We start from the raw sequence: 18,062 nt of genomic DNA on the forward strand, positions 1-18,062 counted from the left end.
TTTAGATTTTGGATTTTGGATTCAATCAAAGATCTAAAATCCAAACTTTTCATAATCTATTTCCTACTCCCAATTACTTACTTTGGCATCACCTGAGGTTGGCACTATTAAAAATTAATTTTTTCAATCATCTCAAAGAAAGCATCATCTAACTCATAACCAAGAATTTGTGCTAGAGACTTGAGCCGAAATTGGGTCGGGATACCTTGCTCTTTCAGCCAATCACTTAAAATAAAAATTTTGTGCATCAAAAAGATTTCTAAGGCTTCAGGATTGTACTGTATGCCCTCTTTAGAACTAAATTGATGGGGTACTAACATCGCCGCGTAACGGGCTAATTCTCCCCCTTTCCAATCTAATAAAAATGGTAACCAGGGATACTTGGCATCGAGCCGCACAAACCACAAGCGCACTTCTGGAATTTCTGAAAGCTCCCGTGGATCATTTTTTTCCCGTATATAGTTAATTTCAAAGGAAAGTAGCTGTTCATTAGAGGGAATGGCTTTGTCTTCTAGTAGTGGTTCAATGACCATTAATGCAGGTGACAAATCCAGATTGTTAATAGAGTCGTTATTGAGGCTGATTGTGATTGTCATTGACTGATTGGTCGCTTTTTTAATTGCTCAAAAGTAGAATCGAGAATCCACAGTAACAGCTTTTTGCAATTGATGCTAGAGCATCTGTAGCCTATTTTATACTTTTAGAGCCAAAACCCTTAAATTAGGTAGGTTTATTCGCGTCTGCGTAGCAATGGAATACAACCCAACAAAATCCAGAAAATGTTGGGTTTCTCTATCCTTATACCCAACCTACAATTATTCATAAATATGAATCGATATGTTATATTTTGATGGAAATCAAAATTGAAAATCTCCTCTTTTTACTAAGTATTTCACCAACTTAAAAGAGCTAGATTTAATAATCTGAGTCAACATAATTCTTAATTTATAACAATGCCGACCGCAGGCTACCGCCAACGTAATTCGTAGTTACAAATGGGTGTCTGTACCCTCTTTAATTACGAATTAAGAATTAGTAATTATTTGGTCAATCATTTTGTTTATTTTAATTATAAAAATAACAGGGTAAAAAATATAGGGTAGACGATGCCTACCCTACCTTAAATTAGCTAATAGATTTATCTTCAGGGTTATGAAAAATATTAACCTAAAAGTTGTTGTTTTAGCGAACTCACTTTCTGAGATAATTCTTGCCGTGTTTCAGATTTGATCAGATAACGGAAAGTAAACCAGATGGTATAACCTAAACCAACTATCTCAAAAATGGGTGCTAACAAGGGTACATCATCAATAGCATCTAGCATTGCTAGAGCTACTTTGACTGTCACAAGGGCAGATAATATTAAAACAAGGGTGAGTAGAGCCTGCTTGTTGTTGTTCAAAACACTACCTAAATAATCAGGTAGTTGCTCTAAAAACTCTAACATTTGTCTGCTAACTCGCTGCCATTGGGCTTCAGGTTCCTTCGCGGGAGGAAGCTTTGGCAAATTTGCCGTTTCTACACCCTCAAGAGCTAACAAATCTTGAGAAGAAACTGAATTAACTGATTCTGGTTGCTGTTGTTGAGTTTCCATAATGTTTGCCATTTGGCGGCCACAACAGTTTTGATAAGTAACTAGACTTACATTAATATACCAGCTAGACTCACAATACCCAAGTCCAAAATATTTCTTTTTGGACAGAGAACTTTAGTTAAGCTCTCTGGCTTACATCTTGCACCTTCTCAATTAGGGTAATTCTCTGCCCACGTTACGAAATAATCATGATGAAAGATTTTTATTTTCGCAATCAGAGAAGGGTGTAAGATATCAGGTGAATTAGTGTTGCTAAGTCTTAACGGCTGCCGTTTGTTGGTTGTATAACATTAGCTTTGACAACTACATTTTTCACTCCCTTAATTTCTTTTGCCAAAGGTTCAATCTTGGCTAACTGCTCTTGCTGGCTCACAGTTCCCGCTACTGTAACTGTACCATCGTCGGTCGCATTAACTGTTAATGCACCACCAGGAATATTAGCTTCTAATTTAGAACGGACTTCACTTGCCAAGTCGGCAGCGGCTCTATCAGTATCACCGCCAGTAGCTAGATTTCGCTCTTCACGAGCGCGGATATCAGAATTGAGTTGTCTTCTGCGGAGTTCACTTTGGGCATCTTCTTTAGCATCTTGTGTAGTTTGTGCAGCCGGACTTGCGGGAGCTTCTCCAGCATCAGGTGCAGTGACACTGGTCTTGGAAGTATTATCACAAGCAACACTAAAAAGTAAAACTGAACCAATTAAGAATGAAGTTAGCCTTTTCATTTGTTTAGGTCTTGATATAAAGGTGAAAATGTGAATTCTTGGAGTGAACTAGATAGGAAATAAGAGCAAAATTTTCATGATCTTGCTCCTAAATAGAATCGGAATTAAACCGCTTTTGTCCGATGATCAACCACAATTACGGCGGGTTCTCCAGGGTGATGACTAGGAAGAGTTTCAGTCTGTTGTACTGACTCGAATCTGGGTTGATGTTGGCCGACATCACGGGCATCATAAATGGCAAATTCTTCAATTCCTAGCCGTTGGAGAATACTTTGGGCTTGATGTATTTGGGCTTCGGTACCATCAACAATTAATAAGTAATCACCTCTTTGAAAGCGATCGCTATATATTCGCGCCCGTTCTTCCGGAATTCCTAAACCAACAAGTCCCCCAGCAATACCCCCAACTGCTGCACCAACAGCACCACCAGTTAGGGTTGTGGCCAAAGCTGTAGCTACTGCACCACCTGCGATTACGGGTCCTACTCCAGGAATTGCTAAAGCCCCAAGGCCAACTAATAACCCACCTAATCCGCCTAAAGCACCACCTGTAGCAGCACCAGCTTTTAGCCCCTCGTCTGCTTTATTACCTAACCCTGTTTTCTCATGGATATTTCCATCTTTAGCAATCAGAGAAACTTGCTTCATCGGAAAACCAGCATTCCTTAATTCTGTTAATGCTGATTCCGCATCTCGCTGACGAGAAAATACTCCTATTGCTCTTCTGGTAGTTTGCACAGGTACAACAGGTACATTTACATCGTGATGAGCAACACCTGTAGTTGGCTGTTCCCTATTCGGGTGATCATAAACTTCAAAGTCTTCAATTCCCCGACGATGAAGAATCTCTCTGGCTCTAGAAAGTTCTGCATCTGTACCATCGATGATCACTAAATAAGCTCCTTCTTCGACTCTTTGGTTATAAACTCTGGCTCGTTCTTCGGGAATTCCTAAACCTATTAAACCCCCAATTAAACTACCTGCTACTGCACCAATACCAGCACCAGCAAGAGTTGTAGCTAGAGTGGTTGCTATTCCTCCAGCCAGCATGATTGGTCCAATTCCGGGAATTGCTAAAGTCCCAAGACCAATTAATAAGCCAGTCAATCCACCCACAGCACCACCAGAAATACCTCCAACTTTTGCACCTTCGTCAGACTTATCTCCAACTTTCTCTGTGACTTGTGTACCAGCAATATCGTCTCTATCATCTTTATCTTTGGCGATAATAGAAACTCTATCCATTGCAAAGCCTGAATTTTTCAATTCATGAAGTGCTTGTTCAGCATCACGACGATGGGAAAATACACCTACAGCACGTCTATGTACACCTATAACCATACTTAATATTCCTCCAGAAATATAAAAGAATTATTCCCGAATTTATTCCAGGCAATAACTTAATTACTACATGGTTTTATTAGGTTTTCATCAATCTATTGGAGGAAGTTAAAGTTCTATCATTAGGTATAGATAAACTCTCAATTATGCATTAACTATGCATTAACAACAAGATTTAACTTACGCAAAAACTTTTTTCCTTTTATTTAAACCTTTTGTCTGTGTCTTAGAGGTTGTTTGAAAACTTTTTCGTGTGGTATCTGACACCCGCAGATCCCCCTAAATCCCCCTTTTCAAGGGGGACTTTGAGGAATTTAGCCCCCCTTTGTAAGGGGGGTTGGGGGGATCTCGATTAATTCTGATACTTTTCAAACATCCTCTTATGGAGTTAGTTATTTCTTGATTTGTGCGTAAATTCTCAAAATAATAATCTAGCTATAGCTTTAGGTAAAAGGTAGTAATTATCGGCTTTTATCTTACTGTTAATTAACTTTAACTAATAAATCATTAGATAAAATCAGGTGATGCAGATCACAATAGCCTTGGTTTTGAATCATTGATAAATGATAAAATTATCGTTTATATTTATAAGCAGAAAGGTAAACTATATTTCAATAAATTTCCATAAAAAATTAACATTTAAGTAATGATTGACTGATTGAGGGGAGATTAAACTGACAATGATAGAAAAATTATTATTAGCATCTATTTTAACGTTTAGTTTTAGCTTATTCACTGATATGGGGTGGTTTACTTTCACTCATAAGCTCGCTGAAACTACTTCACACCACCAAGAGTCTTTTACTCTGACTCAACGTCGCCAAACCAATGATAAATCTGTATTAGAGGCAGATAAGTAATTAGACAAAATTAATTACACAAAAATTGGGCTGAAATCCTTGACTGGTAAAGAATTGGTCAATAATCAATATGTCATTAATTCTGTCTTGGTACTTACGGTAGTCGATTGATTCAAATTACTAATATCATCATGTATAAATCTCAATGTATTACGATTAAGTTTTCACCAGATATATTTTGACACTGAGTATGAAAAACCAAATTCTATACACAGCCGCATTTTTGCTAACTATCAGCTTACCCGCAACCGCCCAAACGTCAAATTATGAAGCTATAAAACAGTTATTAGCAACTAAACAATGTCAAAATTGTAATCTCCGCAATGCTGGGTTAGTAATGGCTGACCTATCAGAAGCTAATTTAAACGGTGCAGATTTGCGGGGTGCAAACCTCAGCCGCGCTAATTTAACTGGTGCAGATTTGCGGGGTGCAAACTTGACTGGAGCTAGTTTATTTGGTGTGAACTTAAGTGAGGCTAAACTCAGCGGTGCGAATCTCACGGGTGCTAATTTGGGAAATACCTATTTAATGAATGCAGAATTGAATGATGCTAATCTCCAAGGTACTATCTTCCAAGGTGCAGTTGGTATACCTTCACAAATTGCTAAACCAGAAGAATTTTATGCTTGGGGTGTAGCAGCAGCAGAAAAAGGCAACCTTAAACCAGCTATTGATTATTTTAGCCAAGCGATCGCACTAAAACCAGACTACGCAGGTGCATATTTATCTCGTGGTGTAGCTAGTTACCAAGCCTTAGACCGAAAAAATGCCTTAGAAGATGCTCAAATGGCAGCCAAGCTGTTTGAAGAACAAAAAAATGCGGAGGGAATGCTAACAGCACAAGCTTTTATTTTGGAACTGAAAACACCTTACACAGAAAACGTCAAACCTAGTAAACCCAGCTTTATGGATTTTGCCGGTAGTGTAGGTTCAGTATTACTCCAGTTTCTTCCTTTTTAAAAAATTGGGAACTGGAGACTGGGAACTGGGCAAGAATTATTTATCTTTTATATTTTGTCTTTTGCTTGTTCCTTATTCTCTATTCCCAATGACTAAGAACTAATGACTGATGACTAATAACTATTAGATAAACTCTTGAGTACATTTTAAAAAGTTCTCTACAATAGGTGTTAAACGGTCTTGCTGCCAGATGATAGCAGTTTCTATTAAAGGTACTTCTTCCAAAATCGGACGATAAACTACGCCAGACCTTTGCAGGTTCTGTAAAGAAGATGGTGTAATCGCCACGCCCATTCCAGCCGATACTAAACCAATAATTGTTTGCATTTGAATTGCTTCCTGAGTAATGTTAGGGCTGAAATTTGCCTGGCGAAAAAGGCTCATGATGCGATCATAAAGTCCTGGTGCTAAATAGCGGGGAAACATAATTAAAGGTTCATTTAGAAGCGATCGCACTGAGATATAATTTTTTTGAGTCAATGTATGAGTTGACGACAAAGCCACAACTAAGGTCTCCTTGTGAATACACTCATAGGATAGTGTGTCATCTTCCAAAGGAGGATGAGCAAAACCGACATGAATCAGGGAATCTCTCAGTGCTTGTTCCTGTTGGCTTGTAGTTAATTCTAGTAATTCTATTTTTACTTCTAGAAATTGCTCGCGAAATTTACGCAAAATCAAAGGTAATAAGTCGTAAATTACCAAACTAGTAAATCCTATTCGCAGTTTACCTGTTTCACCTCTTCCAGTTCTTTGAGTCAATGCTACTGCGGTTTCTAGTTGCACTAGTAGTTGATATGCCTCTTGTAAAAATACCTTACCAGCTTCTGTTAACTGTACTTGTCGCTTAGTTTTGCGATCAAAAAGTTTTACTCCTAGTTCTGTCTCTAACTGCTGGATTTGTTGACTCAGAGGTGGTTGAGCTATGTGCAGTTTTTCTGCGGCTTTACTGAAATGTAATTCCTCAGCTACAGCGATAAAGTAGCGCAGGTGTCGTAGTTCCATATTTTATGATACTTTATAAGTCTTAATTTCCAATAAATATATATTGGACATCTCAAAAAAGTATACATATCATACTCGTACAGAGATTTAATTGAGTAAGAGTAATGAGTGAAAAAACAATGCCAGAAAATTTAAAGAGTAAAGTTGTTACCCAAGGTGTACAGCGATCGCCAAATCGGGCTATGCTGCGAGCAGTTGGTTTCCAAGACGAAGATTTCAACAAAGCTATTGTCGGGATTGCTAATGGTTACAGCACCATCACTCCCTGTAACATGGGGATTAATAAATTAGCACAAAGGGCAGAAAGTAGCGTCAAAAATGCCGGCGCAATGCCCCAAGTCTTCGGTACTATTACCATTAGTGATGGGATTTCAATGGGAACCGAAGGGATGAAATATTCCCTAGTGTCGCGGGAAGTAATCGCTGATTCCATTGAAACTGCCTGTACAGGGCAAAGTATGGATGGTGTCCTGGCTATAGGTGGTTGTGATAAAAATATGCCCGGTGCAATGTTAGCGATCGCTCGCATGAACATTCCTGCTATCTTTGTTTATGGTGGCACAATTAAACCAGGACATTACGACGGCAAAGACTTAACCGTTGTTAGTTCCTTTGAAGCAGTTGGTCAACACAGCGCCGGCAAAATTGACGAAACCGAACTTTTAGCAATTGAACGTAGTGCTTGTCCTGGTGCTGGTTCCTGCGGAGGGATGTTTACAGCTAACACCATGTCTTCAGCCTTTGAAGCAATGGGAATGAGTTTACCTTATTCCTCCACCATGGCCGCAGAAGATGCCGAAAAAGCCGACAGCACCGAAAAATCTGCCTTTGTCCTAGTCGAAGCCATTCGTAAGCAGATATTACCCCGGCACATTATCACCCGCAAATCTATTGAAAACGCCATTTCGGTAATTATGGCCGTCGGTGGTTCTACCAATGCAGTTTTACATTTTTTAGCGATCGCTCGCGCGGCTGGTGTAGAACTAAATTTAGACGACTTTGAAACTATTCGCGGACGTGTACCCGTTTTGTGTGATTTAAAACCTAGCGGTAAATATGTCGCCACAGATTTACACAAAGCTGGTGGTATTCCCCAAGTTATGAAAATGCTACTGGAACATAACCTAATACATGGTGATTGTCTGACTATTTCCGGGCAAACCGTAGCCGAAATCTTAGCAGACATACCCGCAGAACCACGCAGCGACCAAGATGTAATTCGTCCTTGGGATCACCCCATGTATGCCCAAGGACACCTAGCCATTCTCAAAGGCAACTTAGCCACAGAAGGCGCAGTTGCCAAAATTACAGGCGTGAAAAAACCCACAATTACCGGACCAGCTAGGGTATTTGAATCTGAAGAATCTTGCTTAGATGCGATTTTGGCCAATAAAATCAAAGCTGGTGATGTGATTATTATTCGTTATGAAGGCCCCAAAGGTGGCCCCGGAATGCGAGAAATGCTGGCTCCCACCTCAGCAATTATCGGTGCTGGTTTAGGAGATGCAGTGGGATTAATTACCGACGGACGCTTTTCCGGTGGGACTTATGGTATGGTAGTCGGACACGTTGCCCCAGAAGCAGCAGTAGGCGGAAATATTGCCTTAGTAGAAGAAGGTGATAGTATCACAATTGACGCTAATGCTCGCCTATTGCAAGTAAATGTATCAGACGCAGAACTAGCTAGTCGTCGTGCCAACTGGAAACCCCCCGCACCCCGTTATACTCAAGGCGTTTTGGCGAAATATGCCAAATTAGTAGCTTCTAGTAGTGTCGGTGCAGTCACAGATTTGGACTTGTTTGCTAATTAGACATAGGAGATTGAAAAATAGACCTTTCAAAGCCTCTCTCCCTATGGGGGGAGAGGTTGGGAGAGGGGTTTTTCGGTAAACTTTATTACTTTGCAAACTTCCTCCAACTCCAAGAGGATATATAAAAAACCAAGAGTGTCCAACCCGCATGGTATAAATTTGTTTATTCTCCAAAGATATAGCAGGAGTCAGGAGTCAGGAGTCAGGAGTCAGGAGTCAGGAGTAAAACCCTCTTGTAGTGAGAGTTTCATTATTAATTGATGTCCTAACCACCCTGTCCAGGGCTATATATCTAACAATACCTTCGCCATTTTTGGTAGGTTGGGTTAAGCGACAGCGCAACGTATTTGTTGGGTTTCATGCTGATAGCTCCGCAACGCTAACGCGAACAACCCAACCTACGAATCAAGACTTTTTTGAATTTGGCTAAGGTATTGATCTAAAGAAAGATATATCTAAAGATAGATTGCAAGTTAAGCTTAAGCTCAGGCTATATTTGCTATGACAGTTAAGAAAGAAATATAAGCAATCATTGTATAGTAAAAATAACAAATTTTTATAAATTTGCGGATATGACCATTTCCTCAGCAGGATTGAATTGACGTGAATGGTTCATCTATAAAGCTTAATTTATTAGCTCGTAAACTCTCAGTCAAACTGGGAATCATCACGGCTTTTCTAGGTTTTTCTGTTTTACTAGGATGCTTCTTTAATCTGTCAGTCCTCAAGAGTGTGCTGCCAGGACTAGTGACAATGAAAGTCAACACAACTTTGGGATTTATTTTCAGTGGAATTTCTCTGTGGTTGTGGCATCAGCCTCATCAACGAAAACGATTTTCCCCTCAATTACTCTCCCAGATTTTGGCAGTTATTGTTGCGTTGATTGGTTTATTGACACTCATTCAGTATGGCTTCAACATTAATTTAAGAATTGATGAATTACTGATTAAGGAATCGATAAATGCTGTTGCCACTTTCAGTCCAGGAAGGATGGCACTAAGTACAGCCCTTTGCTTGTTTTGGATGGGTTTAGCCCTAATTTTTTTGTCAAAACGAATGATTAGCACTGCCCAAGGGTTAGCTTTAGGAAGCTTTTTAATAGCCCTGTGGGGATTGTTAGGCTACGTATTTGGAATTAGTACATTCTATTACCTGATGCCGATTACGGCTATGGCACTACATACAAGTGTAGGTTTGATATTTCTAGGGCTAGGGGTTTTATTGGCTTGCCCTGAAGGAGGTTGGATGAAGGTGGTGATGAGTCCTTACTTAGGTGGAGTCATTACTCGTAGCCTCTTGCCAGTGATTATTGGCACTCCTGTTTTGAATACAGCATTATTTATGTTAGCCCATCGAAACCATCTACTTCCACCAGAAGTTGGATTTGTAATCAGAGCAATTGTGAATATCTTTATGCTAGGTGGAGTAGTTTGGTGGAATGCTAAATATCTGAATGCAATTGATCAAAAACAACAGGAATATCAACAGGCACTGAAAGAAAGTAATGAAAATTTAGAAGTACGAGTTCAAAAGCGTACAGCCCAATTAGAAGCTGCAAATAATGCTTTGAATGAAAGCCGTTTTAAATTAAGTAATTTAATCAATACCTTGCCAGGAATTGTTTTTTCTCGTCATGCCAATGTAAATTGGACAATTCAAGATTTGAGTGATGGTTGTTTAGCCGTAACTGGCTATAGCAAAGAAGAATTATGTGGTCTTGAGGATTGCAGGTTTCAAAATTTGATTGTGGTGGAGGATTTACCTAAAATTGCAGCGGCGATTCAAACCGCTATCGCTGACAACATTTTCTACCAAGTAGAGTATCGCATTCATAGCAAATTAGGTGAAGAGAAATGGTTATGGGAAAAAGGCATAGCCACCGCAGTTGATGGGCAATTACAAACAATTCAAGGCTTTATCACTGAGATCACATCCCTCAAACAAACACAAGAAGCTCTTCGTATCAGTGAAGAACGCTGGCGATTGGCAACAAGTGCCGCCCTAGATGCTATATGGGAATGGGATGCTGCCAGCAATATGACCACATTTTCTGAACGTTGGTTTAGTTTGTTAGGAGAAAAACCCCGAAGTTTCACCATGACTAGATCAGAATGGGCTAGTCGTCTTCATCCCGATGACTATGAACGGGTAATCAAGTCTGTGGAAAATCATTTGCTCAACAAAACTCCCAAATATCACAGTGAATATCGGGTTCGTCATCAAGATGGTAGCTATAAATGGGTTGCATCTCAAGCAATTGCTCAGTGGGATCAACAAGGTAATCCGATTCGCATGATAGGGTCAATTGCAGATATTACTGAACGCAAGCAGACAGAAGAAGCACTGCGTGAGAGTGAGTCCAAGTTTCGGGAATTAGCGGAAAATATTCATGAAGTTTTTCATATCAACTCAGCAGACTTAAGTGAGATTTTATATATCAGCCCTGCCTATGAAGAAATATGGGGACGGAGTTGCCAAAGCCTATACCAAAACCCGGATTCTTGGAGTGAGTCCATTCACCCAGAAGATGGCGATCGCATTGTCGCTGCTTGCAACCGTCTAATTCAAGGTGAACCACTACAGCAGGAATATCGGATTATTCGTCCCAGTGGGGGAATTGTTTGGATTTTTGCACGTGTTTTCCCTATTTACAGCCTAGCTGGGGAAATATTACGCCATGTGGGTATTGCGGCAAATATCACCGAACGTAAACAAGCAGAACAGAAAATTTGGGAACTCAATCAGCAATTAGAGATGCGAGTCCAGCAACGCACCGCAGAACTTACCGCTGCTAACAAAGAACTAGAATCATTTTCTTACTCTGTTTCCCATGATTTACGTTCACCTCTACGCGGTATTGATGGTTTTAGCAAGGCCTTACTAGAGCGATACCAAGATCAATTAGATGAGAAAGGCAAGCATTATCTAACTCGTATCCGTAGTGGAACACAGCGAATGGGAGAACTGATTGATAATTTGCTGCAACTCTCACGGGTAACTCGTAGTCAGATGCGACTTACTCAAGTTAATCTGAGTGCGATCGCTCACGAAATCGCCCAAGAACTCAGCGAAAGCAATCCAGAACGCCAAGTAAATTGGCTCATTTCCCCCGATTTGATTGTCAGCGGCGATTATCAACTTTTAAAGATTATTCTGGAAAACCTCCTCAATAATGCCTGGAAATTTACCTCAGTCAAAATTCAGTCAAACATAGAGCTAAGTTGTATGAACTGTCACAGAAACAATACTTCTTTATTAGCCTATTTTGTCCGTGATAATGGAGTTGGCTTTGATGCCGCTTATGCTAACAAGCTATTTCAACCATTTCAACGTCTCCATACGGTGGAAGAATTTCCTGGCACAGGCATCGGTTTAGCAACTGTGCAAAGAATTGTTCACCGTCACAGAGGTGATGTATGGGCAGAAAGTTTGGTTGGGGAAGGAGCAACTTTTTACTTTACACTACATCCTTAACCTTAATGTTTTAGAATCCTGATCACAGTTATAAACTCAAGAAATTTTTTCAATTAATGCCTTTCAATTGAGCGAATTTATCGCTTATGGAACTGCAATTAATCTTTTTTACCAATCATCAGTTGTAGTTCTCTGAGTAAAAATAATGAGTGAATTCTAGAATTAATAGAAAACATAAGATATAATCCAAAAGAACATGACAGCAACAAATACACTACTTATTGTTGAGGACAACCCTGATGATGTAGAGTTAACACTACTAGCATTTGAAAAATCAGTACTCCAAGAAAATATTGTCATTGCTAGAGATGGGGTTGAAGCAATCAACTATCTATTTTCAAATGATTCAAGTGCAGATCCCTTACCAGATTTGATTTTGTTAGATTTGCAACTACCTCGAATCAATGGCTTGGAAGTTCTCCGACAAATTCGATCTCATTCTCGAACTCGATTGTTACCTATTGTGATTTTGACGACCTCTCATGAAGAGAGTGATCGGCTTCAAGGCTATGGTTTGGGTTGCAACAGTTATATCCGCAAACCTGTTGATTATGATGAATTTGTAAATGTCATACAACAGCTAGGAAAGTACTGGTTAGTTTTAAACAGTCCTCCTCCCAATACCTAATAAACTTAATTATTATGAATAATAAAATCAAAGCTCTGATTGTTGAAGACAACCGAGATGATGCCGAACTGCTTGTATTAGAGTTGGAACGTGCAAATTACGAAGTAGTCTATCAACAGGTTGACACATATGAAGCAATGGCAGAAGCTCTTGATACTCATGAATGGGATGTCATTCTCACAGATTATTCCATGCCTCTATTTAGTGCGAACCAGGCACTTGAACTAGTCAAGCAGCGTCAACTTGATATTCCTTTTATTGTAGTTTCTGGTTCCATTGGTGAGGAAACAGCCATTGATTTAATGATATCTGGAGCGCACGATTATTTACTCAAGCAAAGTTTAAATCGACTGATTCCAGCTATTACTCGTGAATTGCGAGAAGCCCAAATGCGAAGTGAACACAAGCAAGCATTGGAAAAGGTCAAATTTTTGGCTTTTTATGATGAATTAACTAACTTACCTAATCGCCATGCTTTCTTAAATACATTACAAGAATATATTCAGGATGATCATATATTTGCAGTAGTTTTTTTAGATATTGACCAATATCGAAAGATTAAATATGGCTTTGGGCATAATAAAAGTGAACAACTACTCATTGAAGTAGGAAAACGTCTGCAAGAGACTTTACGTCCTGGTGATTATTTAGCACGAATAGGAAAAGATGAATTTGCACTACTGCTAAAAAATTTCAGTCATGTCAGCGAGGCAGAAACCATAGGAAACGAAATACATCAAGTACTTGATCCTCCTTTCGAGTTGGAAGGCTTCTTAATTTATGCCTCAATTACTATTGGTATAGTCCATTCTTCAATGGATTTTAAAGAAGCAGAAGAATTTTTGCGAGCAGCAGAAATTGCTAACTACACAGCCAAGGAACAGGGATTAAAATATCCCACAGTTGTGTACAATCGCAGTATGCAAACGGAAGCATCAAACCGGTTACAGATGGAAACTGATTTAAGAAAAGCGATTAGCAATCAGGAGTTACAACTTTTCTATCAGCCAATTTTGTCCCTAAACCCTTATAAATTAGCCGGTTTTGAAGCACTAATACGCTGGAAACACCCTGAAAAAGGATGGATTTCACCCGATGAATTTATTCCCTTAGCAGAACAAACGGGGCTAATTATTCCCCTGGGTGATTGGATTTTAGAAGCAGCTTGTCGGCAGTTGACTATCTGGCAAAGTCAGTTAGCAGATTATCTACCTTTGAGTGTGGCAGTAAATTTATCAGGAGTTCAATTAAATGAACCAGAATTAGTACCAAAAATTATCCATCAATATCAATCGCTGAATCTGCATCAGCTAAAACTGAAACTGGAAATTACAGAAAGTACGTTGATGAATAATACACAAACAATCATTTCCAGTTTGGAAGCATTTCAAGCGGCGGGTATTCAGATTAGCCTTGATGATTTTGGTACTGGTTATTCTTCCTTATCTTATTTGCATGGTTTGCCCATCAATACTGTAAAAATTGATCGCTCTTTTGTATCTCGTATCCAAAAAAATGAGCGAAATTTGGGAATCTTGCAAGCGATAATTACCTTAGCCCACACTTTAGACTTAGATATAGTTGCCGAAGGAATAGAGACAGTTGAACAACGTGATAAATTGCGATCGCTAGGCTGCAATTATGGACAAGGCTATTTATTCTCTAAACCTATGCCAGCATCTCAAGTCAAGGAATGGCTTCAAAGAATCACAAGAGAACTCAGTGTTTCTTTAGTACCTATTATCCCTAATAATAGTAGATTAAGCCTCAAAGCCTAATAAAATCTATATCTAATCTCTGTATGTATAGTTGGCTAACTGGTGAATATATTCAAAATACAATTACCTCTTACTTACATAAGTTTGCCACAGAAGAACCAATATTTTTACGGCTTTTACAAATACTGGGTTGGGCAGTTAATCATCCCATTATCAGTTTAGTAATACTGCTTTTTGTGATAGCTATTCTTTGGATCATCATCAAAGGAATCGTGCGTTTAATTGAAACAGCTAGTTGGTCAATATTGAAATTTCCATTAAAATTAATTCAATCTTTGATCAAAGTGACTAATTTTACCTGGAAAACTATTACAGGTAACAATAATAATTCAGAATCAATTGCTGTCAATTCTCTAAAAATTCATCATCAACATAAACAACAAAGATTAACAGAAATTTATCGTCGTCTAGAAACCATTCAAGAAGAACAACAGCAACTCTTGCAAGAAGCAGCCGAACTAATAGCTTCAGAAACAACGGGGATCAAAATCCAAGAATTACAATTAAATCAAATCATTGCTAATTCCAGCGACTTGGAGATAACTGGCTAATAATGTCATCTTCCTGACCAGATACAAATTTAGCAAAACGTTCTGCTAATGGCAGTACAAGAACTAAAGGACTACTAAAACCTGAGAAAATATGAATTCCCTCAAATTCGGGAATAGCACCAATCAAAGGCAATTTATCCTTGCTAAATGCCACTAAACAATGATGCCAAATTCCTGGTAAATTTCCCAAAGCTGGTAAAATTTGTGTGATACTTGTTCTCAACCATCTTTCACTTGCTTCTGAGTTAACTTGGGCATGAGGATCTGTGAGAACACGACTAATTTGACCTAAACGTAAACTACCATCAACAAACTGCACTGCACCCGCATCTAAAATAGGTGGTACTATCTCGTTACCAACTTCATCCCATAATTCATCAACTTGAGTTGATTCAGTATCCAATTGAAATCTCTGCACATTAGCTGGCATTACTAAAGTATTTAACCGTAGTTCTATAGGTGGTATTTCAATGATTTCTGCATGAGAAAAATACAGCTTGATAGAAATCCCAGATGATTTTAGTAATTTGCGGCTAATTCCACCGGCACAAATAGCAATATTAGCAGTTTGGAAGATTCCAGTAGTTGTCTTTACACCTGTAAATTTTCCTGTCTTTGTATTTAAAAATTCTAATACTTGGGAAATCTCCATTTCTCCCCCAAGACGCAACATACCTTGAATGTATGCTTGTGCTGTTTTTTCTGGGTTGATATGTCCGTGTTTAACAGTTAAAGCACCAGATATTGCATCTTTATTTAGCAGTGGTTCCAATTCACAAGCTTCTTGAATACTGAGTAAACGTGGTGGAATACTAACCTGTGCATAGGATGTAGCTGTTGCTTCTGGGTTTGCATTAGTAGGAATAGTTAGTAGTAAATCTAATTCATAAAATTCAGTATCAGCATCTAATTCTTGAGATAAAATACGGTGACGGGCTATACTTTCTTGATATAGTTGGTGTGTAATTGGTGTAGTTGCTGCCCAATAAGAAATTCCACCATAACTATAGCGAGTTGCATTTTGTGGTGTTGTTTGTTGTTCTAACAAAAGTACAGAAAAGCCTTTTTTTGCTAATTCATAAGCAAGTGCTGCACCTGTAATTCCCGCACCAACAACAATCCAATCGTAAGTTTTCATAGGTTTTTGAATCTAATATTTGAATCTAATACTTGAAAAGTGGGAATTATATTATGAACATCCGTTGTGAAACTCTGTTAGACTATTCAGCAATAGCTGAGGTAAATACCCTAGCTTTTCAGGGTGAAACTGAAGCTAAACTTATTGAAAAAATTCGTTCTTCCGACAGATATATTCCCGAATTATCCTTAGTTGCAGAAATTCAAGGTAAGATAGTGGGTCATATTCTTTACAGCTATATTGATTTAGTGAATGAAGAAATTCTACCGGTTCTTGGTTTAGCACCTTTAGCAGTTCATCCAGAATTTCAAAAACAAGAAATTGGTAGCACATTAGTAAAAGCCAGTTTAGAAATAGCAGATACCAGAGGAGACGCTATAGTTATTGTACTTGGTCATCCTGCTTTCTATAGCCGTTTAGGTTTTCAGCCATCAGTTCATTATCAAATTGAGTCTCCTTTTCCAGTAGCGGATGAATTTTTTATGGTGAAAACATTGTCAAGTTATGAAAAAAAATATCAGGGTAAAGTTGTTTATCCACCTGCCTTTAATGGGGTTTGATATTCAAATTAAACTCATGACATTACTGAAAATTATACCCTGTTTTTCTAATACTGCTGCCACTCGTAAGATTAATGCTTCATTATAGGGTGCAGCTATCAATTGTACTCCTAAAGGTAAATAATTTTCTTGATTTATAGGAATTGATAAAACGGGTAAACCAATAAAAGATAATGGTTGAGTAAATAAACCCAGATGAGGACGAACGAGAATTTCTTCATCCTCTAATATCATAGTTTGTTGACCAATTAATGGGGCTGGAATTGGTGTTGTAGGGGCGATAATTATATCTACATTTTGAAATATTTCTCTAACTTTATCTCTATACCAGCTTCTAAATCGTTGGGCTTGGATATACCAATGATTAGGAATTAATGCACCTGCCAAAAACCGATCTCGCGTAGCAAAATCAAAGTCTTGGGGACGGGTTTTTAATTTATCTAAATGTAAATTTGCACCTTCACAAGCTGTAATTATGAAAGCCGCAGCCCTGGCAATTTTTGCTTCTGGTATTGTGACATATTCTGTGATATTTAAGGCTTCAGCCACTTTCTGTACTGCTGCTAAGGAACTAACCCCCCAGCAACCGCAGCAGCAGAACCACCCGAAGAACCCCCCGCAACACGATTTAAATCATGGGGATTATGAGTTGCACCATAATGGGCATTTTCTGTCACAAATCCATAAGCATATTCATCCATATTTAACGCACCAATTAGCACCGCACCAGCTTGTTTTAATTTAGTAATTGCGGTTGCGTCTTGGGTAGCAGTCGGATTTTCGGCGTTGATTTTTGCACCTGCTAATGTTGTTAAACCAGCAATATCAAAAAGGTTTTTAACTGCAAAAGGTACACCAGCTAAAACACCGGAATTTTTACCTTCAGCAATTTCTCTATCAATACGTGCTGCATCTTGTAAAGCTGTTTCTGCGGTAATAGTTGTAAAACAATTTAATTCATCATTTCTAGCAGCAATTCTGGTTAATGCAGCTTGGGTAATATCTACTGCGCTAACTTTACCTGATAACACATTTTCGGCTATAGATACAGCATCATTCATGGTTTATTTATGGTTCAAAAGTGGGTGCAATTTCTATTGATTCTGGTAAAGTAAAGTTATTTACTAATTCTGCTATTGATTTGATTCTTTCAAAATTCGCAATTACACCATCTTGATATTCATCCTTCTTTATTTCTAAATCCAATAAAATCAACATTTGTTTAACATATTCTTGAACATTAAAATCTTGATTTTCCATCTTAGTAGGGTGGGCATTGCCCACCAATATATTAATAGTATGCACTTCAATTATATTAAAACTTAAATTGACTACTCCCCAACCATTTTTTCAATATCTTTAAAATCAGGAATTTTTACCTCTTTAGCATCGCAACTACAACCCCATTTACAACTATAAACATCCTGATATTTATACTCTTCAATTAAAATAAACCATAATAAATATAGCATTTGGGTTTATTTGTAAAACAGTAAAGTTACGCAAATTAAACATTTTCAGGAAAACACATACTAGGCAGGGTAAGAGCATCTCAATTAGGCTTGACATAAGGGATGAGAGGAATCTAATGTAGAGTCAATGAAACAGGAACTGAGAACTCGAATCATATAATTGTTA

Annotated in this window: 14 protein-coding genes and 1 pseudogene; 7 read left to right on the forward strand and 8 right to left on the reverse strand. The window is 38.4% G+C overall.

Annotated features, from left to right (window positions below; all coding sequences use genetic code 11):
• Positions 1 to 107: 107 nt before the first annotated feature.
• From H6G59_RS21220 to H6G59_RS21235, 4 genes are all read right to left on the reverse strand, one after another.
• Positions 108 to 596, reverse strand: a complete 489-nt coding sequence (locus tag H6G59_RS21220) for a CRR6 family NdhI maturation factor (RefSeq protein ID WP_190718037.1) — start codon at positions 594 to 596, stop codon at positions 108 to 110.
• 566 nt (positions 597 to 1,162) lie between these two features.
• On the reverse strand, positions 1,163 to 1,606 hold the full coding sequence (locus H6G59_RS21225; protein WP_242038942.1) for a CAAD domain-containing protein: 444 nt from the start codon (positions 1,604 to 1,606) through the stop codon (positions 1,163 to 1,165).
• 247 nt (positions 1,607 to 1,853) lie between these two features.
• Positions 1,854 to 2,318 carry a BON domain-containing protein gene (locus H6G59_RS21230; protein WP_190718039.1) on the reverse strand — a complete coding sequence of 155 codons (465 nt, stop codon included), beginning with the start codon at positions 2,316 to 2,318 and terminating at the stop codon, positions 1,854 to 1,856.
• 104 nt (positions 2,319 to 2,422) lie between these two features.
• Positions 2,423 to 3,658, reverse strand: coding sequence for a general stress protein (locus H6G59_RS21235; RefSeq protein WP_190718042.1), 1,236 nt, complete (start codon positions 3,656 to 3,658; stop codon positions 2,423 to 2,425).
• 1,050 nt (positions 3,659 to 4,708) lie between these two features.
• On the opposite strand from H6G59_RS21235, the gene H6G59_RS21245 reads away from it, so the two are divergent.
• Positions 4,709 to 5,479, forward strand: a complete 771-nt coding sequence (locus H6G59_RS21245; RefSeq protein WP_190718051.1) for a pentapeptide repeat-containing protein — start codon at positions 4,709 to 4,711, stop codon at positions 5,477 to 5,479.
• Between the two features lie 123 nt (positions 5,480 to 5,602).
• On the opposite strand, the gene H6G59_RS21250 is transcribed toward H6G59_RS21245, so the two are convergent.
• Positions 5,603 to 6,484 carry a LysR family transcriptional regulator gene (locus H6G59_RS21250; RefSeq protein ID WP_190718054.1) on the reverse strand — a complete coding sequence of 294 codons (882 nt, stop codon included), beginning with the start codon at positions 6,482 to 6,484 and terminating at the stop codon, positions 5,603 to 5,605.
• Between the two features lie 119 nt (positions 6,485 to 6,603).
• Here H6G59_RS21250 and ilvD point away from each other — a divergent pair, with 119 nt between their 5' ends.
• The 5 genes from ilvD (at position 6,604) to H6G59_RS21275 (ending at position 14,726) form a co-directional block, all read left to right on the forward strand.
• Positions 6,604 to 8,295 carry a dihydroxy-acid dehydratase gene (gene ilvD, locus H6G59_RS21255; RefSeq protein WP_190718091.1) on the forward strand — a complete coding sequence of 564 codons (1,692 nt, stop codon included), beginning with the start codon at positions 6,604 to 6,606 and terminating at the stop codon, positions 8,293 to 8,295.
• Between the two features lie 603 nt (positions 8,296 to 8,898).
• Complete coding sequence (locus tag H6G59_RS21260) at positions 8,899 to 11,769, forward strand: PAS domain-containing protein (protein ID WP_190718058.1); 2,871 nt, start codon at positions 8,899 to 8,901, stop codon at positions 11,767 to 11,769.
• A gap of 196 nt (positions 11,770 to 11,965) precedes the next feature.
• The gene (locus H6G59_RS21265) at positions 11,966 to 12,397 is read left to right on the forward strand and encodes a response regulator (RefSeq protein WP_190718061.1); all 432 of its coding nucleotides are present in this window, start codon (positions 11,966 to 11,968) and stop codon (positions 12,395 to 12,397) included.
• A 14-nt stretch (positions 12,398 to 12,411) separates the two neighbouring features.
• Entirely contained in the window at positions 12,412 to 14,175 is a 1,764-nt protein-coding gene (locus H6G59_RS21270; protein WP_190718064.1) for a putative bifunctional diguanylate cyclase/phosphodiesterase, read from the forward strand.
• A 23-nt stretch (positions 14,176 to 14,198) separates the two neighbouring features.
• Positions 14,199 to 14,726 (forward strand): hypothetical protein, encoded by a 528-nt coding sequence (locus H6G59_RS21275; protein ID WP_190718068.1) that lies wholly within the window; start codon positions 14,199 to 14,201, stop codon positions 14,724 to 14,726.
• On the opposite strand, the gene H6G59_RS21280 is transcribed toward H6G59_RS21275, so the two are convergent.
• Positions 14,695 to 15,864 carry an NAD(P)/FAD-dependent oxidoreductase gene (locus tag H6G59_RS21280; protein ID WP_190718071.1) on the reverse strand — a complete coding sequence of 390 codons (1,170 nt, stop codon included), beginning with the start codon at positions 15,862 to 15,864 and terminating at the stop codon, positions 14,695 to 14,697. The two genes, H6G59_RS21275 and H6G59_RS21280, sit on opposite strands and share 32 nt — an antisense overlap.
• Positions 15,865 to 15,917: 53 nt before the next feature.
• On the opposite strand from H6G59_RS21280, the gene H6G59_RS21285 reads away from it, so the two are divergent.
• The gene (locus tag H6G59_RS21285; protein ID WP_190718074.1) at positions 15,918 to 16,424 is read left to right on the forward strand and encodes a GNAT family N-acetyltransferase; all 507 of its coding nucleotides are present in this window, start codon (positions 15,918 to 15,920) and stop codon (positions 16,422 to 16,424) included.
• Between the two features lie 3 nt (positions 16,425 to 16,427).
• On the opposite strand, the pseudogene H6G59_RS21290 reads toward H6G59_RS21285, so the two are convergent.
• Positions 16,428 to 17,485 (reverse strand): annotated as a pseudogene (locus H6G59_RS21290) (amidase family protein).
• Positions 17,486 to 17,492: 7 nt separating this feature from the next.
• Positions 17,493 to 17,684 (reverse strand): DUF4089 domain-containing protein, encoded by a 192-nt coding sequence (locus H6G59_RS21295; protein ID WP_190718093.1) that lies wholly within the window; start codon positions 17,682 to 17,684, stop codon positions 17,493 to 17,495.
• Positions 17,685 to 18,062 lie beyond the last annotated feature (378 nt).

Origin of the sequence: Anabaena lutea FACHB-196, from assembly GCF_014698305.1 — a bacterium.
Classification (GTDB): Bacteria; Cyanobacteriota; Cyanobacteriia; order Cyanobacteriales; family Nostocaceae; genus Anabaena; species Anabaena lutea.